At 39.8% G+C, this 22,457-nt stretch carries 26 protein-coding genes; 10 read left to right on the top strand and 16 right to left on the bottom strand.

Translation table 11 applies throughout. From position 1 onward, the window contains the following. The first annotated feature begins 127 nt into the window (after positions 1-127). Positions 128-2,305, top strand: coding sequence for a YgiQ family radical SAM protein (locus tag H5159_RS01375; RefSeq protein ID WP_154903848.1), 2,178 nt, complete (start codon positions 128-130; stop codon positions 2,303-2,305). A 170-nt stretch (positions 2,306-2,475) separates the two neighbouring features. Here the strand turns inward: H5159_RS01375 and H5159_RS01380 are convergent, their stop codons facing one another. The 13 genes from H5159_RS01380 to H5159_RS01440 all read right to left on the bottom strand — a co-directional run bounded on the left by H5159_RS01380 (position 2,476) and on the right by H5159_RS01440 (position 12,398). Then, positions 2,476-2,883, bottom strand: a complete 408-nt coding sequence (locus tag H5159_RS01380; RefSeq protein WP_259398088.1) for a protein disulfide oxidoreductase — start codon at positions 2,881-2,883, stop codon at positions 2,476-2,478. Positions 2,884-3,085: 202 nt separating this feature from the next. Beyond that, positions 3,086-4,444 (bottom strand): magnesium transporter, encoded by a 1,359-nt coding sequence (gene mgtE / locus H5159_RS01385; protein WP_002957935.1) that lies wholly within the window; start codon positions 4,442-4,444, stop codon positions 3,086-3,088. A gap of 131 nt (positions 4,445-4,575) precedes the next feature. Next, positions 4,576-4,848 carry an HPr family phosphocarrier protein gene (locus H5159_RS01390; RefSeq protein ID WP_002957937.1) on the bottom strand — a complete coding sequence of 91 codons (273 nt, stop codon included), beginning with the start codon at positions 4,846-4,848 and terminating at the stop codon, positions 4,576-4,578. A gap of 42 nt (positions 4,849-4,890) precedes the next feature. Then, complete coding sequence (rapZ, locus tag H5159_RS01395) at positions 4,891-5,736, bottom strand: RNase adapter RapZ (protein ID WP_002957938.1); 846 nt, start codon at positions 5,734-5,736, stop codon at positions 4,891-4,893. Positions 5,737-5,754: 18 nt separating this feature from the next. Then, positions 5,755-6,207, bottom strand: coding sequence for a PTS IIA-like nitrogen regulatory protein PtsN (ptsN, locus tag H5159_RS01400; RefSeq protein ID WP_024595797.1), 453 nt, complete (start codon positions 6,205-6,207; stop codon positions 5,755-5,757). 4 nt (positions 6,208-6,211) lie between these two features. Continuing rightward, positions 6,212-6,499, bottom strand: a complete 288-nt coding sequence (hpf, locus tag H5159_RS01405) for a ribosome hibernation promoting factor (protein WP_007580301.1) — start codon at positions 6,497-6,499, stop codon at positions 6,212-6,214. A 26-nt stretch (positions 6,500-6,525) separates the two neighbouring features. Further along, the gene (locus tag H5159_RS01410) at positions 6,526-8,025 is read right to left on the bottom strand and encodes an RNA polymerase factor sigma-54 (RefSeq protein WP_002957941.1); all 1,500 of its coding nucleotides are present in this window, start codon (positions 8,023-8,025) and stop codon (positions 6,526-6,528) included. Positions 8,026-8,094: 69 nt separating this feature from the next. After that, the gene (gene lptB, locus H5159_RS01415) at positions 8,095-8,820 is read right to left on the bottom strand and encodes an LPS export ABC transporter ATP-binding protein (RefSeq protein ID WP_002957942.1); all 726 of its coding nucleotides are present in this window, start codon (positions 8,818-8,820) and stop codon (positions 8,095-8,097) included. Continuing rightward, positions 8,817-9,362 carry a lipopolysaccharide transport periplasmic protein LptA gene (lptA, locus tag H5159_RS01420; RefSeq protein WP_182715713.1) on the bottom strand — a complete coding sequence of 182 codons (546 nt, stop codon included), beginning with the start codon at positions 9,360-9,362 and terminating at the stop codon, positions 8,817-8,819. The genes lptB and lptA overlap by 4 nt, the downstream gene beginning before the upstream one ends. Further along, entirely contained in the window at positions 9,352-9,906 is a 555-nt protein-coding gene (lptC, locus tag H5159_RS01425) for an LPS export ABC transporter periplasmic protein LptC (protein WP_002957944.1), read from the bottom strand. Before lptC ends, lptA begins: the two co-directional genes overlap by 11 nt. Continuing rightward, the gene (gene kdsC / locus H5159_RS01430) at positions 9,903-10,454 is read right to left on the bottom strand and encodes a 3-deoxy-manno-octulosonate-8-phosphatase KdsC (RefSeq protein WP_007580311.1); all 552 of its coding nucleotides are present in this window, start codon (positions 10,452-10,454) and stop codon (positions 9,903-9,905) included. Before kdsC ends, lptC begins: the two co-directional genes overlap by 4 nt. Further along, positions 10,455-11,426, bottom strand: a complete 972-nt coding sequence (locus H5159_RS01435) for a KpsF/GutQ family sugar-phosphate isomerase (protein ID WP_182719925.1) — start codon at positions 11,424-11,426, stop codon at positions 10,455-10,457. 3 nt (positions 11,427-11,429) lie between these two features. Next, positions 11,430-12,398: a calcium/sodium antiporter gene (locus H5159_RS01440; protein ID WP_002957947.1), complete on the bottom strand. Its 969-nt coding sequence runs from the start codon at positions 12,396-12,398 to the stop codon at positions 11,430-11,432. A gap of 255 nt (positions 12,399-12,653) precedes the next feature. On the opposite strand from H5159_RS01440, the gene H5159_RS01445 reads away from it, so the two are divergent. Genes H5159_RS01445 through murA form a run of 7 tightly spaced genes read left to right on the top strand, consistent with a single transcriptional unit; the run spans position 12,654 to position 17,318 of the window. After that, complete coding sequence (locus H5159_RS01445; protein WP_080945050.1) at positions 12,654-13,469, top strand: ATP-binding cassette domain-containing protein; 816 nt, start codon at positions 12,654-12,656, stop codon at positions 13,467-13,469. Next, positions 13,469-14,248 carry a lipid asymmetry maintenance ABC transporter permease subunit MlaE gene (gene mlaE / locus H5159_RS01450; RefSeq protein ID WP_002957949.1) on the top strand — a complete coding sequence of 260 codons (780 nt, stop codon included), beginning with the start codon at positions 13,469-13,471 and terminating at the stop codon, positions 14,246-14,248. Before H5159_RS01445 ends, mlaE begins: the two co-directional genes overlap by 1 nt. A 13-nt stretch (positions 14,249-14,261) precedes the next feature. Next, positions 14,262-14,810: an outer membrane lipid asymmetry maintenance protein MlaD gene (gene mlaD / locus H5159_RS01455; RefSeq protein WP_002957950.1), complete on the top strand. Its 549-nt coding sequence runs from the start codon at positions 14,262-14,264 to the stop codon at positions 14,808-14,810. A 5-nt stretch (positions 14,811-14,815) separates the two neighbouring features. Next, positions 14,816-15,496, top strand: coding sequence for a phospholipid-binding protein MlaC (locus H5159_RS01460; protein ID WP_039485391.1), 681 nt, complete (start codon positions 14,816-14,818; stop codon positions 15,494-15,496). Continuing rightward, positions 15,489-15,782 (top strand): lipid asymmetry maintenance protein MlaB, encoded by a 294-nt coding sequence (locus tag H5159_RS01465; protein ID WP_002957952.1) that lies wholly within the window; start codon positions 15,489-15,491, stop codon positions 15,780-15,782. Before H5159_RS01460 ends, H5159_RS01465 begins: the two co-directional genes overlap by 8 nt. 5 nt (positions 15,783-15,787) lie before the next feature. After that, a complete protein-coding gene (locus H5159_RS01470; RefSeq protein WP_002957953.1) occupies positions 15,788-16,045 on the top strand; it encodes a BolA family protein in 258 nt (85 codons plus the stop codon). A 13-nt stretch (positions 16,046-16,058) separates the two neighbouring features. Further along, the gene (gene murA / locus H5159_RS01475; protein ID WP_002957954.1) at positions 16,059-17,318 is read left to right on the top strand and encodes a UDP-N-acetylglucosamine 1-carboxyvinyltransferase; all 1,260 of its coding nucleotides are present in this window, start codon (positions 16,059-16,061) and stop codon (positions 17,316-17,318) included. Between the two features lie 86 nt (positions 17,319-17,404). Here the strand turns inward: murA and H5159_RS01480 are convergent, their stop codons facing one another. The 3 genes from H5159_RS01480 to H5159_RS01490 all read right to left on the bottom strand — a co-directional run bounded on the left by H5159_RS01480 (position 17,405) and on the right by H5159_RS01490 (position 20,515). Next, entirely contained in the window at positions 17,405-18,487 is a 1,083-nt protein-coding gene (locus H5159_RS01480; RefSeq protein ID WP_024595792.1) for a trypsin-like peptidase domain-containing protein, read from the bottom strand. 102 nt (positions 18,488-18,589) lie between these two features. After that, entirely contained in the window at positions 18,590-19,942 is a 1,353-nt protein-coding gene (locus tag H5159_RS01485; protein WP_024606350.1) for a Do family serine endopeptidase, read from the bottom strand. A gap of 129 nt (positions 19,943-20,071) precedes the next feature. After that, positions 20,072-20,515, bottom strand: a complete 444-nt coding sequence (locus H5159_RS01490) for a YhcB family protein (RefSeq protein WP_076923715.1) — start codon at positions 20,513-20,515, stop codon at positions 20,072-20,074. A gap of 135 nt (positions 20,516-20,650) precedes the next feature. Here H5159_RS01490 and zapE point away from each other — a divergent pair, with 135 nt between their 5' ends. Together zapE and rplM are read left to right on the top strand one after the other, a co-directional pair. Beyond that, the gene (zapE, locus tag H5159_RS01495; RefSeq protein WP_182779593.1) at positions 20,651-21,739 is read left to right on the top strand and encodes a cell division protein ZapE; all 1,089 of its coding nucleotides are present in this window, start codon (positions 20,651-20,653) and stop codon (positions 21,737-21,739) included. A 283-nt stretch (positions 21,740-22,022) separates the two neighbouring features. Further along, positions 22,023-22,451 (top strand): 50S ribosomal protein L13, encoded by a 429-nt coding sequence (gene rplM / locus H5159_RS01500; protein ID WP_002957960.1) that lies wholly within the window; start codon positions 22,023-22,025, stop codon positions 22,449-22,451. Positions 22,452-22,457 lie beyond the last annotated feature (6 nt).

The raw sequence follows: 22,457 nt of genomic DNA on the forward strand, positions 1-22,457 counted from the left end.
GATTAACTTATTATTTAAGCTAATGAACGATTTAGAATTTAAAGCGCGATATGCTTTGACTACTTTGTATATATAAAGAATTTAGTAGGGTATAATTCGCGCCTTTTGTTATTCTACGGCCACAATTATGAGCACACTCAAAGCTAAGCGCGCCTTATTTTCTTACCCTAAATACTGGGCTGAATGTTATGGCACCGCGCCATTTTTACCAACTACACGTGAAGAAATGGATGCACTTGGCTGGGATAGTTGCGACATAATAATAATTAGTGGCGATGCGTACGTTGATCATCCTAGTTTTGGGATGGCTGTAATTGGCCGTGTACTTGAAGCGCAAGGCTTTAGAGTGGGGATTATTGCCCAACCTGCATGGGACTCTAAAGATGCATTTATGGAGCTCGGCAGACCGAATTTATTTTTTGGTGTAACAGCCGGCAACATGGATTCGATGATCAACCGCTATACAGCGGAAAAACGCATGCGCCACGATGATGCTTACACGCCTAATAACGTTGGCGGTAAGCGCCCAGATCGCGCCGTGATGATTTACTCGCAAAAATGCCGTGAAGCATACAAAGGTATCCCAATTGTTATTGGCGGTATTGAAGCCAGCCTTCGCCGTATTGCTCATTACGACTATTGGCAGGAAAAAGTACGTCGTAGTATTTTGTTTGATGCAAAAGCCGATATTTTAATTTACGGTAACGCAGAGCGCCCGCTAGTTGAAGTTGCACACCGTATTGCGGCGGGTGAAACGATGGATACGATTCAGGATATTCGCGGCACGGCTGTTATTCGAAAAGAGCCTCTACCTGGTTGGCGTGGCAGTGATTCTACCGCTATTGATAAAATTGGTAAAATAGACCCTATTCCAAACCCATATGGCGCGGATGATGTTGGCTGTAGTAAATCTGAATTTAAACAAGCGGGTATTGATTTAAAAGCAGAAGCGGCAAAACCAATCATGGTTCAGCCTGCACGTCCTAAGCCGTGGGAAAAAACCTATGTTAAGTTACCTGCTTATGAGCAAGTAAGTGTTAACAAACCTTTATACGCCCATGCCTCGAGAATTTTACATCAAGAAACAAACCCTGGTTGTGCAAGAGCGCTTTACCAACGACATGGCGATCGCTCTATTTGGGTAAACCCGCCAGCATATCCATTAGAAACACATGAAATGGATGCTGTATTTGGTTTGCCGTATCAGCGTATTCCTCACCCAAGTTATGGTGATGCTAAAATCCCTGCTTACGATATGATTAAAACGTCTGTTAATATTATGCGTGGCTGTTTTGGTGGTTGTTCGTTTTGCTCAATTACAGAGCATGAAGGGCGCATTATTCAAAGTCGTTCACAAGAATCTATTATTGAAGAAATTGAACAAATTAGAGATAAAGTTCCCGGCTTTACTGGTGTTATTTCTGATTTAGGTGGCCCAACGGCGAATATGTATAAGCTGCGCTGTACGAGCAAAAAGGCCGAGAGTACCTGTAGACGCTTATCATGTGTATATCCAGATATTTGTAAACACATGGATACAGATCATACGCCAACAATAGATTTGTATAAAAAAGCACGTGAAGTTAAGGGTATTAAAAAGGTATTGATTGCTTCAGGTGTACGTTACGATTTAGCTGTACGCGACCCGCGTTACGTTAAAGAATTAGTAACGCACCATGTAGGCGGTTACTTAAAAATAGCGCCAGAGCATACAGAGGATGGTCCATTATCAAAAATGATGAAACCAGGTATGGGAGCGTACGATCAATTTAAAGAACTATTTGATAAGTACTCTAAAGAAGCCGGTAAAAAGCAGTATTTAATTCCTTACTTTATATCTGCTCACCCAGGTACAAAAGATGAAGACATGGTAAACATGGCTTTATGGCTTAAATCAAACGACTTTAAGCTTGATCAGGTACAAAATTTTTACCCATCACCTATGGCTAATGCTACGACTATTTACCATACAGAGATGAACTCTTTACGTAATATAAAAAACAACTCAGAAGTTGTTCCAGTACCTAAAGGCGCACGCCAACGTAGATTACATAAAGCTATTTTACGCTACCACGATGCAGCTGGTTGGCCAATGATACGTGAAGCTCTACGTAAAATGGGTAAAGCTAATTTAATTGGTAAAGGGCCTAACTGTTTAGTGCCAGAAGAAGGGCGCGATGAAAAATCAGGTAAAGGTGGTAAAAAAGGTGGGCGTCCGGCACTAACGCGACATACTGGTTTTAGCCAATTTAAAAAGGCAAACACTAAGCCAAAAGTGGGCGCTAATCGTCAAAGCACACGTTAGTAATTTTATTCGCTAATAGATAAGGCTAATTGCGGTACGCGTTTTTTAGCTTTTGTATACGTAAATTAAGTCAGCTTTGCTCTTTATTATCTATATTATTGTAGGTGATAAAGAGTGAGGTTTTAGAGCCCCCCTCTCTTTAGATATCCTGTGCTAAGTTTAGCTTTTTTTTAAAGCATTGATGATAACCACAAACGCAATTTAAGTGACCATAACGGCTGAATGCCGGTGAGTCCTTGCGTCATTTTATTATCTTTTAAGATTATATAAGATGGCGTGACTTGTCCCTGCCAATCGGAAAATATCTCCCCGTGTTGATCGTTAACAGTACTGAAGCTGTAGCCTTGCTCATTTAAATAATCATGCAGCTCTTGATCAGAGCCTGATTTTATCGCGATGCTCACGACGGGGTATTTATTCTCGTTTGCGAGTTCGTTTATGGCAGGGGAGGTAATACTACAAATAGGACACCAAGTTCCCCAAAAATACACAAGCGTGGGTTTATCTTGGCTCATTGCTGCTAAATCTATGTTTTGCCCTTCATAGTCGATTAATTGTAATTGAGGATTTGCTGGCATGACAGGTTGCCGCCACCAATTGACGGCGGTATAAATGACGAAAAATATAGAGCTATATACCAGTACACTTTTTAATATGGATACGCTTTTTTGTTTTAGCGTTTTTTTAGGTATGTCATTTTTATGTTTGGTATCCGTTGCCATAGCTACTGATTTACCCTAACTATTTTTGCTGTAGTTTTTTACATTTAAAGCGTTTAATTTATATCAGCAACCATGTAGCAGTACCTAAAAAGGCGAATATACCAACAATATCAGTCACTGTGGTTAGCACCACACTCCCTGCAAGAGCAGGGTCTATATTCATTCTTTTAAGAATTATTGGAATACTTGCACCAGCAACACCTGCCACCACTAAGTTCATAAACATAGCGAAGGCGAGTACGCCACCAAGCATAAAGTCCCACTGCCATAGCGCAATAACACCCGCAATTAATAGTGACCACAAAATACCGTTTAGCGCGCCAATGGCCAGTTCTTTCATCATCAAGAAACGTTGGTTTGTTTGGTTTATATGACCTACTGCAATACCACGGATAACAAGCGTTAATGATTGGCTACCAGCAACACCACCCATAGAAGGGACAATACCGTTAAGCACAGCCAAAATAGGGAGCACATCTAAAGTGCCTTCAAAAAAGCTAGCTACAAAAGCAGCTGCAAGTGCGGTTAGTAAGTTAACTCCTAGCCAAACTGAGCGTTTTTTAGAGCTTTTTAGTACTGGCGCGAATGTATCCTCTTCATCATCAAGACCGGCTAGGCTTAATAAGCTATGCTCGGCATCTTCTCGGATTACATCAACGATGTCATCGATAGTAACACGACCGAGGAGTTGGTCGTTATCGTCCACCACTGGGGCCGATATCCAATTATGACGCTCAAATAATTGCGCTACTTCACTTTCATCCATTGAGATTGGGATAGACTCACAATCTTCATCCATTAAATCGCGGACAATTTTTTCTGGCGGATTAGTTAATAATGTACTCAGCGATAAAGCGCCTATAAAGCAGTTATGTTTATCAACAACATATAAATCATCTGTACCCTCTGGTAACTCACCACGCAGTCTAATATAACGAAGTACAACATCGAGTGTTACATCAGGGCGAATGGTCACCGTATCGGTGTTCATTAGCGCACCTGCTGAACGCTCTTGATATGACAGTGCTTGCGTGGCACGTTCACGGTCTTGAATGTCCATCGCGCTAACAACGTCTTTATAGACGGTATCTGGCAGGCTACGTAATACTTCACCTAAGTCATCGTGGCCCATGTCTTCAGTTGCGGCGGCAATATGCTTAGGTTCCATTTGGGCAATAATGCCTAAACGAACATCTTCAGATAATTCTTCAAGAACATCACCCTGCACATCAGGATCGACCAATTGCCAAAGCAGTCGGCGAATTTTATGCGGTGATGATTCTAATAATAATGCGGTATCACAAGGAGCCGTTTTTGCGAGCATGCGCCTAACTTGAACAAATTGACCACTATTGAGTGACTTCGTCACCTGCTTTAGTTGCTGTAGTGGATAATCTTGTTCAAAAGCTTCTGGCATTGGCGTCCTTTATAAATTGTTATATTACTTTATGGGGGGAGGTGAGTTAACTGGCGTTACTAACCTATTTATTTTATATATCTGTTTTAATTGAAGCACTAGTAATGCGAATATTGTTTTTATAAAACAGATTATTCTTGTTCATTAAAGCGTTGTGCTATTAATTCTCCAACAGCGTGTAAAGCTTGCTCAGAATCAGGGCCTTTACAAACAACTTTAACTTCTTTTCCTTGGCTACTTTCAAGTAACATTAATGCAAGTACGCTATCGCCTGCTGCTTCTTTGTCATCTTGGAATAATGTGATTGTCGCATCAAATTGTACTGCTAATTGCGCAAGCACAGTAGCTGCTCTGGCGTGTAAGCCTAATTTGTTTTTTATTAAAAAGGTATCTTCACAATGCATAACTTACTCTACCTAAGCTGAACAGGTGATTATTCAGCTATATTATTTTTCTTGCTCGCGATGGCGAATTTTTACATTGGGATGTGTCATTGCAAAACTTTCACCGATAGTTTGCGCTAAATACACAGAGCGATGTTGCCCGCCTGTACACCCAATAGCAATGGTTAAATAACTGCGGTTATTTCTTTCTAAATGCGGTAACCACGTTTGTACAAATGTTTGAATTTGCCATGTGAATTTTTGCACTATGCTGTGATTAGCTAAATAGTCTTTAACCGGTTGATCTAACCCATTTAAAGGCTTCAACTCTGGTTCCCAGTGTGGATTTGGTAAAAAGCGTGCATCAAATACGTAGTCTGCTTCTTTTGGTATACCGTGTTTAAAGCCAAATGATTCAAATGTGACAATCAGTTGCTTATCTTTTTTACCTAAAATCTTTTCACGAATAGATTCAGCGAGTTGATGAACACTTAAATCAGTCGTATCTATCATAAAGTCGGCGCGAGTGGTTAATACATCAAGTAATTCTTTTTCTTTTTTGATGGCTAAATCAAGGGGCAACGAGTCTATTGATAGTGGGTGTAATCTGCGTGTTTCAGAAAAACGTTTGATCAATGTCTGATCGTCGCTATCTAAATAAAATAACGTAGGGTTTGCAAAGCCTGGTAAGTATTCAAGAATATCGTTAAATTCATCTTGTTCTTTAGGGATGTTGCGCACATCTATGCTAACAGCAATTTTATCGTAGCTATCAGATACACTGCGAACTAATGAAGGTAGTAGGTTTACTGGAATATTATCTACGCAATAATAACCTAAATCTTCTACAACGCGCAAAGCAACCGACTTTCCAGAACCAGAACGGCCGCTTATGATAATTAACTCCATTTAACACCCTTTATAAAACTATGATTGATCGACAATAACTTGGTAAAGCTCAGTATCAGATTTTGCACTGCGTAACTGTTTACAAAAATCTTTGTTGTTTAGTTTATCAGCAATGGTTGCTAGAGTCTTTAAGTGCTGCTGGTTATCGCCATCTGGTACGATGAGTGCGACAAAAATATCAACAGGGCGATTATCGATTGCATCAAAGTTTATTGGAGTTTCGCTAACGAGCACTAAAGCCAAAGGCTCTTCTGCACCGCTCATTCTTCCATGAGGAATAGCAATGCCACGCCCTATACCTGTACTACCTAATTTCTCTCTGCTCATTAAAGCATTAAGAATATCTTGTTGCGGTAAATACGGAAGTTTGTCGTGAGCAAGTTCGCTAATGAACTCTAAAATTCTTTTTTTGCTATTAAAAAGGACCGCAGCTTTGCTGCAGTCCTGGCATATAAGTGAACTTAATTTCATCATATTAGTGTCGAGCAAGCTTCTCTTTGTGTTTGATTACTTGGCGATCGAGCTTGTCGATCAACGAGTCAATAGCGGCATACATATCTTGATGTTCTGTAGAGGCAAATAGCTCAGCACCGCTTACGTGTATTGTGGCTTCTGCTTTTTGATTTAATTTTTCTACATCGAGAATGACATGAACATTATTAATATGATCAGAGTGTCTTTCAAGCTTCGCAAATTTAGTATTAATATAGTCTCTTAGTGAATCGGTTAATTCTACGTGACGACCAGTTAAGTTTAGTTGCATAAGCATTACCCTCTTAGTTTAGCGTCTTAAATCAGACTTTTACGCTGATTTGACGGTGGAATAGCAAGAGATTCGCGGTATTTTGCGATTGTACGTCTCGCTACTTTAATTCCTTGCTCAGCCAATATATCCGCTATTTTGCTATCACTCAATGGTTTTGCTGAGTTTTCTGCTGCGATTAATTTTCGGATAAGCGCACGTATTGCTGTAGATGAACATTCACCACCGTTTTCAGTACTTACATGGCTTGAGAAAAAATATTTAAGCTCAAATATACCACGGGGTGTATGCATGTACTTTTGAGTAGTAACACGCGAAATTGTCGATTCGTGCATTTCTACCATTTCAGCCACATCATTTAAAACCATTGGTTTCATGGCTTCAGGGCCATGTTCAAAAAAGCCTTGTTGTTGCTTAACAATACAATTAGTAACTTTTAATAGCGTGTCGTTTCTACTTTCTAAGCTTTTAATAAACCATTTAGCTTCTTGTAAATGTGAGCGAATAAACTGGCTGTCGCCACTTGATTTTACAGTGCGAGACATTGCTGCGTATTGGCTATTAACACGAATTTTAGGCATGCTATCTGGGTTTAATTCGACAACCCAGCGGCCTTTAATTTTTTTAACTGACACATCAGGAATAACATACTCAGATTCTTCCCTTACAATAGTATCTGCAGGTTTTGGGTTGAGAGTATGTATTAGTGTCATTACTTCTTTAAGCTCTTCTTCTTTGAGCTTAGTTTTTTTCATTAATGTACGATAGTCGCGAGCTGCTAATAGATCAATATGCTCGGTTAAAATCATTTTCGTTTCATTAATATAAGGTGTTTCTTTATCAAATTGATTAAGCTGAATACACAAACACTCTTGTAAACTACGTGCAGCAATACCAACAGGATCAAACAGTTGGATGCGTTTTAATACCGCTTCAATTTCATCAAGTTCGACTTCGTTATCATCTTCGTTTTCTTGATTAAAGCTTTCTAAAATCTCTTCGCAGCTTAGTGTTAAAATACCTGAATCATCGACAGCTTCTACAATAGCAATAGCAATAGCTTCGTCTGTAGGGCTAAATGGCGTTAGTTGTAATTGCCACATTAAATACTCATGGAGCGTTTCAGTAGAGGCGCCTTGGTATATTGATTCGTCTTCGGGCATTGGACCTGATGAGGCTGCAGGAGCGGCACTCATGTACTCATCCCAACTAACATCCATAGCCATGTCGTCACTTAGCGTGTCTTTTGCAAGTGCTTCACCAGTATCTTGTTCATATTCGCTCGGAGCATCATCAGCAGATGCGCTAACAGTTATGTCATCGGTATCAGCTTTTTGCTCGTTTTTACCAGCAGCGTCTTCGGAATAGTCTGCCTCTTCAACCTCTAATAGTGGATTACTGTCGAGAGCTTCTTGTATTTCTTGCTGGAGATCCAATGTACTGAGTTGCAACAAACGAATAGCTTGTTGCAACTGTGGAGTCATTGTAAGTTGCTGGCCCATGCGCAGCTGTAGTGATTGCCTCATGTATCTCTAACAATCCTTTTATGTTGTTATAATTAATACTAGCAGATGCTTAAAGACATGGCGTAAATGTTACAGCCTAAATTGCTCGCCTAAGTAAACATCGCGTACTGTTTTATCATTTAATACGTGTTCTGGAGTACCTGATGCAATCAGCTCCCCATGAGAAACAATGTAGGCTTTTTCACAAACATCAAGGGTCTCTCTTACGTTATGGTCGGTAATTAATACACCAATCCCACGATTTTTAAGATGTTCTATTATTTTCTTTATATCTAATACCGAAATAGGGTCAACACCGGCAAACGGTTCATCCAGTAATATAAATTTAGGATCTGCTGCCAGCGCTCGTGCTATTTCTACACGACGACGTTCTCCACCCGATAATGCCATACCTTGGCTATCACGAATGTGTTGTATGCTAAATTCATCTAATAAGTTATTGAGCGTGTCTTCTCTGGCTTGTTTATTTAGTTCTTTGCGTGTTTCTAAAATGGCCATTAAGTTTTGATAAACAGTCAGCTTTCTAAAAATCGATGACTCTTGTGGTAAGTAGCCTATGCCTAATCTAGCACGACTATGCATAGGTAAAAGAGTAATATCGTTATCATCAATAGATATTTTACCTTTGTCGCTAGGAACAAGCCCTACAATCATATAAAAAGTCGTTGTTTTACCAGCACCGTTAGGGCCAAGTAAGCCAACTATACTGCCAGCTTGTACTTCAAGGCCGACGTTTTTTACAACTTCACGACCTTTATAGCTTTTTGCCAATAGTTCTGCTTTTAATGTGCTCATGGTTGACCTTTATCGCCTTTTTTACTTTTTTTAGCTTCGATCGGTACTAAAATTGTGTGAACGCGGTCAGTTGAGTTTTCATCTTTTTCGGCACTGATGAGCTGCTGCTCTATGTCGTAGGTAATGCTTTTAGCATTTATTTTTTGTCCGGCTTGCGAAACTTGTGCATTACCAACAAGCGTTAAAAAACGCTTAGATACATCATAACGTACTTCGTCAGCACTGGCGCTCATAGTCGTGCCGTCTGATTGCTTTTCTTCAAAGTGCGCAGGGCTACCTGTGGCAATTAATAATTGTTTATTATCACCAAGTTCATCACGTTTGTGTACTTCTAGGCGATCGGCTGTAATGCGGCGATTACCGTGAATAATCTCAACGTTTTTCTCAAAAATACCCACATTAGCTTTCAATTGACCTTCTTGCTTGTCGGCACTTATTGAAATTTGATTGGCAGCAGGTTGCGTGTTTTGCTCTGCAGCACTACTATTAAACGCTAGTATAAGTGTAGGAATTATAAGTGATTTTAATATTTTATTGGTCATAATATATGGTTCGCGTATGGTTAATTAGTTTTATCACTTCGGTTTTCAAGTCGGCTTCTAGGCCTTTACCGGTGATTTTTAAATTGGGTCCAGTGATAATGACGGGTTGCTCCGAACGCATTGTTAATAACTTTATATCAACCTGAATATTATCAGCATTGATTTTGTCTATCATGGCGTTATCGGTTAAATTTTTGGCAACCACATTACCTTCTAAAATTAATTGTTTATCTTCATATAATGTTGCTTCGTCTGCATTTATTTGCCACGTTTGTTGCTCGTTATATAAAGTAAAAATGGGTTTTTCAAAAAACGTGAAACCTAATTGCTGGTATAGCTCCATTTTAGCCGCAGTGACTTTGTGGCTAATTTTACCTTGCTCATCATAGGCTGTCTGTTTGAGCTCAATAGCTATGTAATCAGGCTTAGCAACAACTTCAGGCTCAGCCTGAGGCACAATATTTGTTTGTGTAAAATAAGGGTACCAAAGCCAAACCATACAGCTAATGAATAAAACGCTTAATATTATGCGCGCTGCATTCATGAACTAGTGCCTTGTGTAGTCAATGCTTTACCATTTTCAAGCATGAGCAAATCGGTGAGTTCTCTCACAGCGCCAAAACCACCAGGCATTTGCGTTACATAATGTGACAAACGCTTAATAAGAGGGTGGGCATCATTTACTGCAACGGCAAAGCCTACTAACTCCATAACAGGCATGTCAGGACCGTCATCACCAATATAAGCAATTTGTTCATCGCTAAGGTTGAGTTTATCTTTTAATTCTTGATAGGCAATGAGCTTATTTTCTTGGCCTTGATAAATATGCTGTACGGTTAAGCTGCTCATACGTTGTTGTACTATCTGTGAATGACGACCAGTAATAACAGCTACTTCAAAGCCACTGTTTATAAGTGCTTTAATGCCAAAACCATCTTTTGTATTAAATGCTTTTAGCTCTTCACCTTGATTGCCAAGGTAAATACGGCCATCAGAAAATACACCATCAATATCGCATATAAGTAGTTTTACTTTTTTAGCGCGTGCTTTTGCATCATCGCTCAGCGGTTGATAGAGTTCTTCAAATTGCATTTATAACACTCCTGCTTTTAATAGGTCTTGCATATTTAATGCGCCAATAGGTTGGTTTTTCTCATTGACGACGATTAGGCCATTTATACGTTTACGTTCCATAATATTGAGCGCTTCAGCGGCTAAAATATCTTGTGTAGCTGTAGTGCATGACTTAGTCATAACAACATCTATTTGTGTTGTATGAATATCAATTCTTTGTTCTAAAATGCGACGTAAGTCACCATCGGTAAATAACCCTACGAGTTGCTGATTTTCATCAACAATGGCTGTCATACCTAATCCTTTAGCTGACATTTCTATTAGAGCATCTTTAACTGTTTGTGAAACATCAATAATAGGTGTATTTGCGCCGCTGTGCATAACATCTTTTAAAGTAAGTAATAAGCGCTTGCCTAAACTACCACCTGGGTGAGATAGCGCGAAGTCATCAGCTGTAAAGCCGCGAGCTTCTAATAATGCAACTGCCATGGCATCGCCCATCGCAAGCGTTGCAGTGGTACTTGATGTAGGGGCTAGACCCAATGAACAAGCTTCTTTTTCTACTTTAATGCACACATGTACATTAGCAAGGGTTGCCATGGTTGATTGTGTATTGCCAGTCATCGCTATCATTTTGGCACCAAGTCGTTTTAAAACCGGAATGATATTTAAAACTTCGCTGGTTTCCCCTGAATTAGAAATAAGCATAACCACGTCATTTTTAGTGATCATACCTAAATCACCATGACTTGCTTCACCAGGGTGAACAAAAAACGCTGGGCTGCCAGTACTTGCAAGGGTTGCCGCTATTTTATTGCCAATATGGCCTGATTTTCCCATGCCAATGACAATAATACGGCCTTCACAGTCGTACATTAATTTGCACGCGTTATGAAAATTTTCATCTACATATTGTGCAATATCACTAAGTGCTTGGCGCTCAACATCTAAAACGCGAAGGCCTTGTTCAATAAAGTTTAGCGTTGCCATCATTTACCCTACTTGACTAAAAATATACCCTTGGTAACCCAAAAACGCTATTAGCAATAAGCCGCCTTCTACCCTATTGATACGCTGGGTGCCTCTAAAGTTCAATGACATAATAATAAGAGCAAGTGTTGCACCAATCATAATTAATATATCTCGGCTTACTAACGATGGATCAATTGCTGAAGGATTAATAATACCTGCTAGAGGTAATACAGCTAAAATATTAAATATGTTTGAGCCAACAATATTACCTAGTGCTAAATCATCTTCATTTTTAAGTACACCTGCAACCGAGGCGGCAAGTTCAGGCAAGCTAGTACCAATGGCAATAATTGTTAAACCAATGACTAAGTCGCTTAAGCCGAAGTATTTAGCAATATCAACAGCTGAGCCGATTAAAAAATGAGAACTAACCGGCAGGAGTATCATGCCAACAATTAACCAAAATACCGCTTTTTTAGTAGGTACATCGTTTGGTACATCGTCGCAGGCTTCTGAGACAAATGGGTCATCTTGGTTTTTTGCACGCATAGATACAATGATTAACCCACCGATGAATACGATAAAGCCAACTAAAAGCGCAACACCTTCACTAAATGAAAAGTAGTTATCTGAGAACACATACCAAGTAGCTAAAGATACGAGCATCACTAATGGCATTTCACGTTTTAACGTACTAGATGAAACTGAAAGAGGGCGAAATAGAGCAGTGATACCTAACACAAGTAAAATGTTTGTAATATTAGAGCCAACAGCATTGCCAACGGCTGTGTCGGTTTTGTTAGCCAGAGCGGCAGAGGCTGAAACCATCATTTCAGGGGCTGAAGAGCCCATGGCTACAACGGTCAAACCAACAATAAGTGTAGGTACACCAAAGTTTTTAGCAAGAGCCGCAGCCCCATAAACAAACCTATCGGCACTCCAAACAAGAGCTGCAAAACCAAGAATTAAAATAACAAACGAGGTAACCATTGTGTTAAGCCAGTTATACAAAATACGGATGGCGCGAATAGTAACAAAAGCCAAGATGAAAGTATAAATAAAAGAGTAAGGTCAACTAGGTAACAATGTTGCTTTTAAACAGCTAATTTAAAAATTTAAGCCGGGGTTAAGCTGTTTTGAGCGAGTCTTATAATCCTTTTCATGGGTGTATTACAAAATCTTACGAATTGTTTTTTCCATCTTTGACAAAAAAGCTTTAAAATAGGGGCACTAGTGAACATTTTTATGGAGAGCGACTTGTCGCAATCAATAGTAGAAGTCAAGGATGTTAGCTTTTCGAGAGGCAATAGAACCATATATAAAAATATGAGTTTTAGCGTTCCTAAAGGTAAAATTACTGCGATTATGGGGCCAAGCGGAATTGGCAAAACCACTATGTTGCGTTTAATTGGTGGTCAGCTTAAACCAGATTCAGGTGATATTTTATTTGAAGGTGGCAGCATTCCTAAAATGTCTCGTAAAGAGTTATACGAAGCACGTACTAAAATGAGTATGCTTTTTCAAAGTGGTGCGTTGTTTACTGATATGTCGGTATTTGACAATATCGCGTTCCCTATAAGAGAGCACACAAAGCTAAGTGAAGACCTGATTCGATTAGTTGTGTTAATGAAACTGCAAGCGGTTGGACTACGTGGCGCTAAAGATTTAATGCCATCTGAGTTATCCGGCGGTATGGCAAGGCGTGCTGCACTTGCACGCGCTATAGCACTTGATCCAGAGCTAATCATGTACGATGAACCATTTGCAGGGCAAGATCCTATTTCGATGGGCGTATTGGTTAAGCTAATTAAGTCGCTCAACGAAGTATTAGGTTTATCGTCTTTAATCGTGACGCACGATGTAACAGAGGTAATGAGTATTGCCGAACACGTTATAATTATCGCCGATCAAGGGGTAATTGGTTCTGGTACTCCAGATGAAATGCGTAATCATGAATCTCCTTTAGTTCAACAGTTTTTAAAAGGCTTGTCGGATGGTCCTGTACCATTTCATTTTCCGGCTCAGGCTTATGCAGACGAACTACTTGGAGAAAAAGCATAATGTTGGATTTATTTCAAAAGCTAGGACATAAAACGCTAGGACGCTTTGCGGCCCTTGGTCGTTCTGCTTATATGCTGTTTAGTGCATTAGCGCATGTTCCTAATTTTAAAAAAGGCACACCGTTACTTGTTCGCCAGCTTTATATGGTTGGTTCGCAATCGTTACTCATTATTATGGTGTCGGGTTTGTTTATCGGTATGGTGTTGGCTTTACAAGGTTACACCGTATTGGTTGGTTATGGCGCTGAGGATAGTTTAGGGCCGTTAGTGGCACTGAGCTTATTGCGAGAACTAGGCCCGGTTGTTACTGCATTATTATTTGCAGGACGCGCAGGTAGCGCTTTGACAGCTGAAATTGGCTTAATGAAAGCAACAGAGCAACTTTCATCACTTGAGATGATGGCAATCGATCCGCTAAAACGTATTATTGCACCGCGCTTTTGGGCGGGTTTTATAAGCATGCCATTGCTTGCATTGATATTTTCAGCTGTAGCAATTATAGGCGCTCATTTAGTGGGGGTAGATTGGCTGGGGGTTGATACTGGTAGTTTTTGGTCAATCATGCAATCGCAAGTGTCGTTTCAGCAAGACATACTAAACGGTATTATTAAAAGCTTTGTATTTGCCATAGTGGTGACCTGGATTGCGCTTTATAAAGGATATGACTGTGTGCCGACCTCAGAAGGGATCAGCAAAGCAACCACCGAAACGGTTGTTCATTCGTCATTAGCAGTTTTAGGTTTTGACTTTATTTTGACAGCGGTAATGTTTACCAGCTAATAGGGTATAGATAATGAATTCACGGAAATTAGAAATTTTAGTTGGTTTTTTTGTAGCACTTGGCATTTTAGCTTTTGCGATGCTTGCACTTAAAGTTGCCAATTCAGGTATTAGTGGCTCTGGCGAAACATATACGCTTAATGCCAAGTTTGAAAACATCGGCTCGTTAAAAGCGCGTGCGCCAGTAAAAGTAGGTGGTGTTGTAATTGGCCGTGTTGAATCAATTTATGTTCACCCACAAGAGTTTTTACCAGTCGTTAATATGACCATTGACGCACAGTACTTATGTCGTTTTTCAGACACAAGCTCAATCTCTATTTTAACGTCGGGTATTTTAGGTGAGCAGTACTTAGGTATTCACCCTGTAATTTCTCCAGATTCTGCTAAGCAACGTTGTTTAGGCGAAACAGTGACAGAAAACAAGCAAGATGAAGCAATTGACGATTTATTTGGTGTGGAAAGTAAAGCACTAGGTGATGGCGATTCAATCACTGATACTAAGTCTGCCATTGTACTTGAAGAATTAATCGGGCAGTTTTTATTCAACCAAGGTAGTGAGTAATTATTATGTTGAAAAAGTTTTTAGCTATTGTAGCAATTGGCACAATGACGCTAACTCAAAGCGTAAGTGCAGCAGATGTGAAATTAGTCGATCCTAATAAAATGGTACGCCAAGTTGCCGATAATACATTTGCGCGCATTAAAAAAGATCAGCCATTAATTGTTAAAGATCAGGAATACCTTCGCGTAATAGTCGAAGAAGAATTAATGCCTTATATCGACTATAAATATGCAGCACTTCGTGTACTTGGCAGTGAAGTATCTAAAGTTCGTGCAATTACCGACGAGGCTGAAAAGGCCAAAGCAATTAAAGAAATTCAACGCTTTATTGGTGTATTTAGAGAGTACTTAGTTGCTACTTATGCAGGTGTATTTACTCAATACACAAATCAGAAAGTTGAGTTTGGTGCAGAGCAAGCGTTTAAAGGTAAAGACGTCGTTGTTGTTAAGACTAAAATTATTGAAGACGGTAAACCTGATATCAGAATCGATTTTAAAGTACGCGAAGACCGCGACGGTGAATGGCGCGCGTACGATATGATTGCCGAAGGTATTAGTTTACTGGATGCAAAGCAAAGCGAGCTGCAAGGTATTTTGCGTCAGCAAGGTATTGATAATGTAAGTAACCTTTTAGAGCAAAAGAGTCAGCTACCAGTTCAGTTTAGAGGCAGTAACTCGAATGACTAAATTGGCAATAAGCCAAGTTGATGGACAACATTTTGGAGTAAGCGGTGAGCTTACTCGAAATTCAATTGGCGATGAACAGCTTCTGAACAATAAGTTATTAACTAAGCATAAAATCATCTATTTCGACCTAAGTGGAGTATCAAGGGTTGACACAGCTGGCTTAGCTTGGTTAATTCACTCTTTTGCAGAATTAAAGCAGCAAGGCATTCGCCTTGAATTGCAAAACCTACCTGAGCAATTGCAAAATTTAATGCAATTGGGTCAGGTTACAACCCTATTTGAGTGAGAGTTATGGAAACTAGCCAAGTCGAAACATTATTACGCGAAGAACTTCAATTAGCTGAAGTACATGTAAAAGCCAATGGTAGTCATTATGAAGTTGTTGCAGTAGGCGAATGCTTTGACGGTTTAAGCCGAGTTAAAAAGCAGCAGCTAGTTTATGGTCCATTAATGAATACAATTTCAGATGGGACAATTCACGCAGTATCTATTCGTGCATTTACTCCTGTAGAGTGGAAGCGTGAACAAAAATTCATTTTACCGCAATAACTAGGGCCTCCTAATGGATCAATTTGTAATTCAAGGTGGCACTTCACTTGCTGGTGAAGTGACTATTTCGGGCGCTAAAAATGCCGCACTTCCTATCTTATTTGCTTCACTATTAGCTGATGGTAAAAGTATATTTACTAATGTACCGCGTCTTCGCGACATAGTGACCACTGAAGCCTTATTAAAAACTTTAGGTGCAGATGTTAATTGGCAGGGCGATACGCTAGTAATTGACGGTGCAACGGTTAATAAAACATTAGCGCCTTACGACTTAGTAAAGCAAATGCGCGCCTCTGTGCTTGCATTAGGCCCTCTAGTTGCACGTTTTGGTGAGGCTCAAGTGTCTTTACCTGGTGGGTGCGCTATTGGTGCTCGCCCTGTTGATATCCATATTCAAGGTTTGGAGCGCATGGGCGCACAAATAAACGTTGAAAATGGTTATATTAATGCCAAGGTTAATGGTCGCTTAAAAGGCGCTGAAATTTTTATGGAAATGGTAAGTGTAGGCGCTACCGAAAACCTATTAATGGCAGCGGCCCTCGCTGATGGTAAAACCATACTTGATAATGCGGCACGCGAGCCTGAAATAATTGATTTAGCTAACTGCCTAATTGCTATGGGCGCTAAAATCACAGGTGCAGGTACTAGCCGCATTGAAGTTGAAGGCGTTGAGCGTTTAGCTGGCTGTGAACACAGTATTTTACCTGACCGAATTGAAACTGGGACGTTTTTAGTCGCAGCAGCAATGGCTGGCGGTGAAGTACTTTGTAAAAATACAGACTTTCATTCTCTTGAGCCTGTGATTGAAAAGCTACGTGCTACGAATGCGCACCTAGAAGTACATAACGATAGTATTTATCTTGATATGCGCGGCCGAGAACTTAAAGCCGTGAATATTAAAACAGCTCCACACCCAGGTTTTCCTACGGATATGCAAGCTCAGTTTACAGCATTGAATGTAGTAGCAAATGGTAGTGCAACGATCACAGAAACGATTTTTGAAAACCGTTTTATGCATGTACCAGAGTTGCAGCGTATGGGCGCTAATATTCGTTTAGAAGGGCATACCGCAATTTGTGGTGAGACTGAAAGCTTAACGGGTGCGCAAGTGATGGCAACCGATTTACGCGCTTCAGCTAGCTTAATTTTAACGGGTATAGTGGCACAGGGTGAAACGGTTGTTGACCGTATTTATCACGTTGATAGAGGCTATCAGCGCATTGAAGATAAGCTAAGTGCGTTGGGTGCAAACATTAAACGTAGAAGTAGCTAAGTAGATAACTAGTTAAGCTATTTAAAAAAGGTCGGATACGCAAATTGCTATCCGACCTTTTTATTGACGATTGGTATTACTCTTTTTTAAAGCTTTGTTTCAAGCTCAGCTACCACCACCATGATTTTTTCTATTTTGCCATCTCTGTATAGCTCAAATTCTATTTCTTTACCGGGCTCCGTATTACCTATTTTTTCAAGCACTTTTTGTGGGTTTGCTACCGAAAGCCCTGCAATTTTAATGACGATATCTTGCTCTTCAATGCCTGCTTGCCATGCTGGCCCCAAAGGGTCTAAATTAGTAATACGCATGCCGGTAACCGGCGTTAGGCTGTCGTTTACTTCTTTACCCGTACTATCTACTGCTGTGCCTTCAAAGCCTAAATAGCCGCGCACAACCCGACCGTGACGAATGAGTTTACCCATCACTTTTTTAGCAAGTGAGTAAGGAACCGCGAAAAATATTCCTTGAATATTCAAGTTCTCACGCGTTTTAAATTGTGCAGAAGTAATGCCGACTAAATCACCATTGGAGTTAACTAATGCGCCGCCGGAGTTGCCCACGTTAATAGCTGCATCCATTTGCAATAAGTTATTGTAAGGGCTATCTGTAATTTTTTGCTTACCCGTTGCACTAATAATGCCTTGAGTGATTGTTTGCCCTAAGTTAAGCGGGTTGCCTATAGCAAGTACAACATCGCCTACATTTGATACATAGCTATCGTTTACGGGAATCACTGGGAGGTGATCTGCATTGATTTTAAGTAAGGCTAAATCAGTAATAGTATCAAAACCAATGAGTTGCACATCAAAAAAGCGTCGGCCATCGGTTAAGATAACCATAATTTGGTCTGCATTATTAACAACATGATAGTTAGTAAGAATATAACCGTCTTGCGACATAATGACGCCAGAGCCTAGCTCTTGTACCGTGTTTTTTCTTTTATAACGAGGTTCTTTGGAAATGCTTTCTGAAAAAATAGTAACTACAGAAGGAGCTGCTCGTTTAACTGCATCAGAAAAACTTAGGTGACTCGCACTCATCGCGCTTGGAAGGGGAACATTAGGAAGTAAGGCGGCTCGCATATTAGGGCTGAAAAAAACCACTAAAAAAGCAATACTTAGACCTGCAAATAAAGGGGGAAGAATAAATTTTATTAATTTCAGCACAGTTTTCTTATTATGTAAGTGAGCAATCTCTTTATGATGACATAAAAAAAATAACAGCGGCAAGTGCCACTGTTATTTTTATTACATTAATAGTGTTATTTATTACTGAATTAAAATAAATATAGACTCACGACCACGTTGCACGCCAAGTACGATATTACCTTTAGTGTTTTCGATAATCTTATTCATATCACGGATAGTCTCTACTCTTTGGCGATTCACTTGCATAATAATATCACCTTCTTCAAGGCCAACACGGGCAGAAGGTGAGCGAGGGTCTACAGACGTAACCTCAACACCTTTATTACTATTTTTTTGCACGTTTTCAAGTGTCGCGCCTTGGAACGCAGGATGCAGCTCTTCGCCAGTCGCTGTAACACCTGATGCACCATCAAGAGTTACTTTTACCGTTTTAATTTTACCATCGCGGTAAATACCAAGTTTTATTTCGCGGCCTTCACCTAGCGTAGCAATTTTGCTGCGTAGTTCATGGAAACCACTAATATCACCGCCATTAATGCTAACAATTACGTCACCTGCTTTTATACCTGCTTTACTTGCAGCAGTGTCGTCCATTACTTGCATTACATAAGCACCTTGTTTAACGTCAAGTTGCTGCGCTTTAGCAAGGCCTGCATCAAGTGGGCGGCCAGAAATACCCAGCGAACCTCGGCGTACTTCACCGTGTTCAACAATTTGATCAACTAAGTTTTTCATCATGTTTGATGGAATGGCAAAACCAATACCCACGTTACCGCCAGAAGCACCTAAAATCGCAGTGTTAATACCAATCAATTCACCGTTTAAGTTAACTAATGCACCACCAGAGTTGCCTTGGTTAATAGCAGCATCGGTTTGAATGAAATCTTCGTAGCCCTCAATATTTAAACCACTACGACCAAGAGCACTAACAATACCAGATGTAACTGTGTGGCTAAGTCCAAATGGGTTACCAATAGCAACAGCAAAGTCGCCCACTCGTAAACTGTCTGAATTTGCGAGTTTTATTTCAGTTAAGTCATCAGCGTCTATTTGTAAAAGAGCGATGTCTGATTCTGTATCAGTACCAATTTTAGTTGCTTCAAATTCACGGCCATCTTCGAGGGTTACTACCATTTTTTCGGCATCTTGGATTACGTGATTATTAGTGACTACATAACCCTCATCAGCATCAATAATCACCCCAGAGCCTAATCCACTAAATTGACGCTTTTGACTGCGAGGCTGTTGCTGTCCAAAAAAGTATTCAAGCGGATCTGCACGGCGGCGTACTTCTTTTGAGCCTGAAACTTGGATACTTACAACACCTGGAGATATTTTCTCTAGCATGGGGGCAAGAGTTGGTAGTTGTTGACCATTTACTGCAATTGGCATTTTTGCATAAGACGCTACTGGGCTCATTAACAAGCTTGTAGATAAAATAGCTGCGCTGATAAGTGATAATTTCATTTTCATAGTCAGGGGTAACTCCACTTAAGATAAAGCAAAACAAAAAGGGCTACTTTACAGCAGCCCTTTTCGGTTTATTAAGATAAAACAACAAAGCTGTTATATCTAAAGACTATGGGGTCTAAAAAAAGTTCATCAAGATGCTTTAGAATGTTCTGAAACTTTATTTTGACCAGCAAATAAACCAGATTCACCTGATACATAATCAGCGGGTTGCGCTGCAGCAGATGAGCGATCTGAACTACGTTCTTTCAAAGACGCCTGCAATTGCTCTGTGGTTTCTTTAGAAAAGAATGGTTCCGCTGGTACTTTATTTCTATCTTCTAGAAGAAGCTGGTTTGTTTCTTCAACGTGACTAAGCAGTTGATCATAGTTTTCTTTCATTTTATTTACGAGCTTACCCGTATTTGCTAAATGATCAGCGACATCTTGGCGATACTGCTCTAATGCGTTTTCAGCTTGCTCAGCCTGTTCTTTTAATTCATCTTGTTTGAACTGTTTTTTAGTAACAAATGCACCAATAAAAAATGCTACTACAGCAACAATAACAACCAAACCTACCCACATAACTGTGCCCATAAAAACTACCCCTTTGGGAAAATAACTAACGAATGCTTGATTCAATTATAAATCATACTAAGTGTAATATACCCCGAGTTATGATGCGTGTTAATATACTTTGCAAATTAAACTGTGTTTTAACTGTAAATAGATATGACTCCTTGGCAAACATACCAACAAGACTTGAAGCGAGATGACTTTGTACACGACGCAGCACAAGAAAATGCTGTGCGCCATTTACAACGTCTATACGATGACCTAACTCAGACAAAGCCAAAACAAAAAGGCTTTTTTGCTAAGCTATTTAGTAAAGAAGAACCTGCGCCTGTAAAAGGTTTGTACTTTTGGGGGGGAGTAGGGCGTGGTAAAACTTATTTAGTTGACACTTTTTACGAATCATTACCGGGCACACGTAAAATGCGTGTGCACTTTCATCGATTTATGCACCGAGTGCATAACGAGCTTAAAAAGCTAAATAATACGGCTAATCCATTAGAAAAAATTGCTGACACTTTTAAAGCAGAAACAGACATTATTTGCTTTGATGAGTTTTTTGTACAAGACATTACTGATGCCATGCTATTAGGTGGCTTAATGGAAACGCTATTTGCACGGGGCATAGTACTTGTAGCAACCTCTAATATAGTGCCAGATGAACTTTACAGAAATGGCTTACAGCGAGCTCGTTTTATGCCAGCTATTGAGCTTGTTAAAAAAAATACCGAGATAGTTAATGTAGATTCAGGTATCGATTATCGCTTACGTACTTTAGAGCAAGCTGAAATTTTTCATAGTCCGTTAGATGAAGATGCGGATAAAAACCTATTTGAGTACTTCGATAAGTTATCGCCAGAGCCAGGGCAATTAGATGAGCCGATAGAGATAGAAGGGCGAAAAATCAAAACGCGTAAAGTAGCTAAATGCGTTGTGATGTTTGAGTTTAGTGAATTGTGCGAAACAGCACGTAGCCAGGTCGATTACATGGAGATTAGCCGCTTATACAATACGGTGATTATTTCTAACGTAAAACAGCTAGGTCAAACTAATGATGATGCTGCTAGACGTTTTATTGCTTTAGTGGATGAATTTTACGAGCGCCATGTAACTTTAATTATATCGGCTGAAAAACCTATTACCGAACTTTATACCCAAGGTAATTTAAATTTTGAATTTAAGCGTTGTATTAGTCGTTTACAAGAAATGCAATCCTTAGAATATTTAGCTAGAGAGCATTTAGTTTAAATAAGTAAGTAAATGTGTAATAGGGCAACTATAAAAAAAGAGGTACATATATAGTACTTCTTATTTCTGAAATTTCTTGTGGAAAAAACAACCGGCGAGTAGCAATGTGTTTTAAGTGCTGGTATACTCCCGCGTCTGCCACGTTGCGTTCTATGTCCTCATATAGTCTAGCCACTTGTGAGCGGCGCAAAAGTCTAAAACTCGAAGGGGTTATAGCAAACTTAGAGCAGTAGTTAATATTAACTACTTGTGGTTTTAATTGAAAAACATTGGATTTTTATAAATGAAAACGTTTGTTGCTAAACCAGAAACAGTAAAACGTGACTGGTACGTAGTTGACGCTGAAGGTAAAACTTTAGGTCGCATCGCTACTGAAATCGCTCACCGCCTACGCGGTAAGCATAAAGCTGAATACACTCCTCACGTAGATACTGGTGATTACATCATCGTTATCAACGCTGAAAAAGTTACTGTAACTGGTAACAAATTCAAAGATAAAGTGTACTACGCTCACTCTGGTTTTCCAGGTGGCCTTAAGTCTACTACTTTTGATAAACTTCAAGCTGCAAAGCCTGAAATGATCATCGAGAAAGCTGTAAAAGGCATGTTGCCACGTGGTCCTTTAGGCCGCGCTATGTACCGTAAACTTAAAGTTTACGCAGGTACTGAGCATAACCATGCTGCACAACAGCCTCAGGTTCTAGACATTTAAGGAGCA

The organism is Pseudoalteromonas sp. SG43-1 (assembly GCF_014164415.1).
Lineage (GTDB): Bacteria > Pseudomonadota > Gammaproteobacteria > Enterobacterales > Alteromonadaceae > Pseudoalteromonas > Pseudoalteromonas distincta.

Excerpts from the sequence above, each read along its gene's own strand:
- hpf (WP_007580301.1), bottom strand. The coding sequence starts at position 6,499 with ATGCAACTAAACTTAACTGGTCGTCACGTAGAATTAACCGATTCACTA.
- kdsC (WP_007580311.1), bottom strand. The coding sequence starts at position 10,454 with ATGCAATTTGAAGAACTCTATCAACCGCTGAGCGATGATGCAAAAGCA.
- H5159_RS01490 (WP_076923715.1), bottom strand. The coding sequence starts at position 20,515 with ATGGGCACAGTTATGTGGGTAGGTTTGGTTGTTATTGTTGCTGTAGTA.
- lptA (WP_182715713.1), bottom strand. The coding sequence starts at position 9,362 with ATGACCAATAAAATATTAAAATCACTTATAATTCCTACACTTATACTA.
- H5159_RS01440 (WP_002957947.1), bottom strand. The coding sequence starts at position 12,398 with ATGGTTACCTCGTTTGTTATTTTAATTCTTGGTTTTGCAGCTCTTGTT.
- H5159_RS01470 (WP_002957953.1), top strand. The coding sequence starts at position 15,788 with ATGGAAACTAGCCAAGTCGAAACATTATTACGCGAAGAACTTCAATTA.
- H5159_RS01485 (WP_024606350.1), bottom strand. The coding sequence starts at position 19,942 with ATGAAAATGAAATTATCACTTATCAGCGCAGCTATTTTATCTACAAGC.
- mlaE (WP_002957949.1), top strand. The coding sequence starts at position 13,469 with ATGTTGGATTTATTTCAAAAGCTAGGACATAAAACGCTAGGACGCTTT.
- H5159_RS01375 (WP_154903848.1), top strand. The coding sequence starts at position 128 with ATGAGCACACTCAAAGCTAAGCGCGCCTTATTTTCTTACCCTAAATAC.
- ptsN (WP_024595797.1), bottom strand. The coding sequence starts at position 6,207 with ATGAAATTAAGTTCACTTATATGCCAGGACTGCAGCAAAGCTGCGGTC.
- H5159_RS01380 (WP_259398088.1), bottom strand. The coding sequence starts at position 2,883 with ATGCCAGCAAATCCTCAATTACAATTAATCGACTATGAAGGGCAAAAC.
- H5159_RS01445 (WP_080945050.1), top strand. The coding sequence starts at position 12,654 with ATGGAGAGCGACTTGTCGCAATCAATAGTAGAAGTCAAGGATGTTAGC.
- H5159_RS01465 (WP_002957952.1), top strand. The coding sequence starts at position 15,489 with ATGACTAAATTGGCAATAAGCCAAGTTGATGGACAACATTTTGGAGTA.
- H5159_RS01390 (WP_002957937.1), bottom strand. The coding sequence starts at position 4,848 with ATGCATTGTGAAGATACCTTTTTAATAAAAAACAAATTAGGCTTACAC.
- lptC (WP_002957944.1), bottom strand. The coding sequence starts at position 9,906 with ATGAATGCAGCGCGCATAATATTAAGCGTTTTATTCATTAGCTGTATG.
- rapZ (WP_002957938.1), bottom strand. The coding sequence starts at position 5,736 with ATGGAGTTAATTATCATAAGCGGCCGTTCTGGTTCTGGAAAGTCGGTT.
- lptB (WP_002957942.1), bottom strand. The coding sequence starts at position 8,820 with ATGAGCACATTAAAAGCAGAACTATTGGCAAAAAGCTATAAAGGTCGT.
- H5159_RS01410 (WP_002957941.1), bottom strand. The coding sequence starts at position 8,025 with ATGAGGCAATCACTACAGCTGCGCATGGGCCAGCAACTTACAATGACT.
- mlaD (WP_002957950.1), top strand. The coding sequence starts at position 14,262 with ATGAATTCACGGAAATTAGAAATTTTAGTTGGTTTTTTTGTAGCACTT.
- H5159_RS01460 (WP_039485391.1), top strand. The coding sequence starts at position 14,816 with ATGTTGAAAAAGTTTTTAGCTATTGTAGCAATTGGCACAATGACGCTA.
- zapE (WP_182779593.1), top strand. The coding sequence starts at position 20,651 with ATGACTCCTTGGCAAACATACCAACAAGACTTGAAGCGAGATGACTTT.
- mgtE (WP_002957935.1), bottom strand. The coding sequence starts at position 4,444 with ATGCCAGAAGCTTTTGAACAAGATTATCCACTACAGCAACTAAAGCAG.
- rplM (WP_002957960.1), top strand. The coding sequence starts at position 22,023 with ATGAAAACGTTTGTTGCTAAACCAGAAACAGTAAAACGTGACTGGTAC.
- murA (WP_002957954.1), top strand. The coding sequence starts at position 16,059 with ATGGATCAATTTGTAATTCAAGGTGGCACTTCACTTGCTGGTGAAGTG.
- H5159_RS01435 (WP_182719925.1), bottom strand. The coding sequence starts at position 11,426 with ATGGCAACGCTAAACTTTATTGAACAAGGCCTTCGCGTTTTAGATGTT.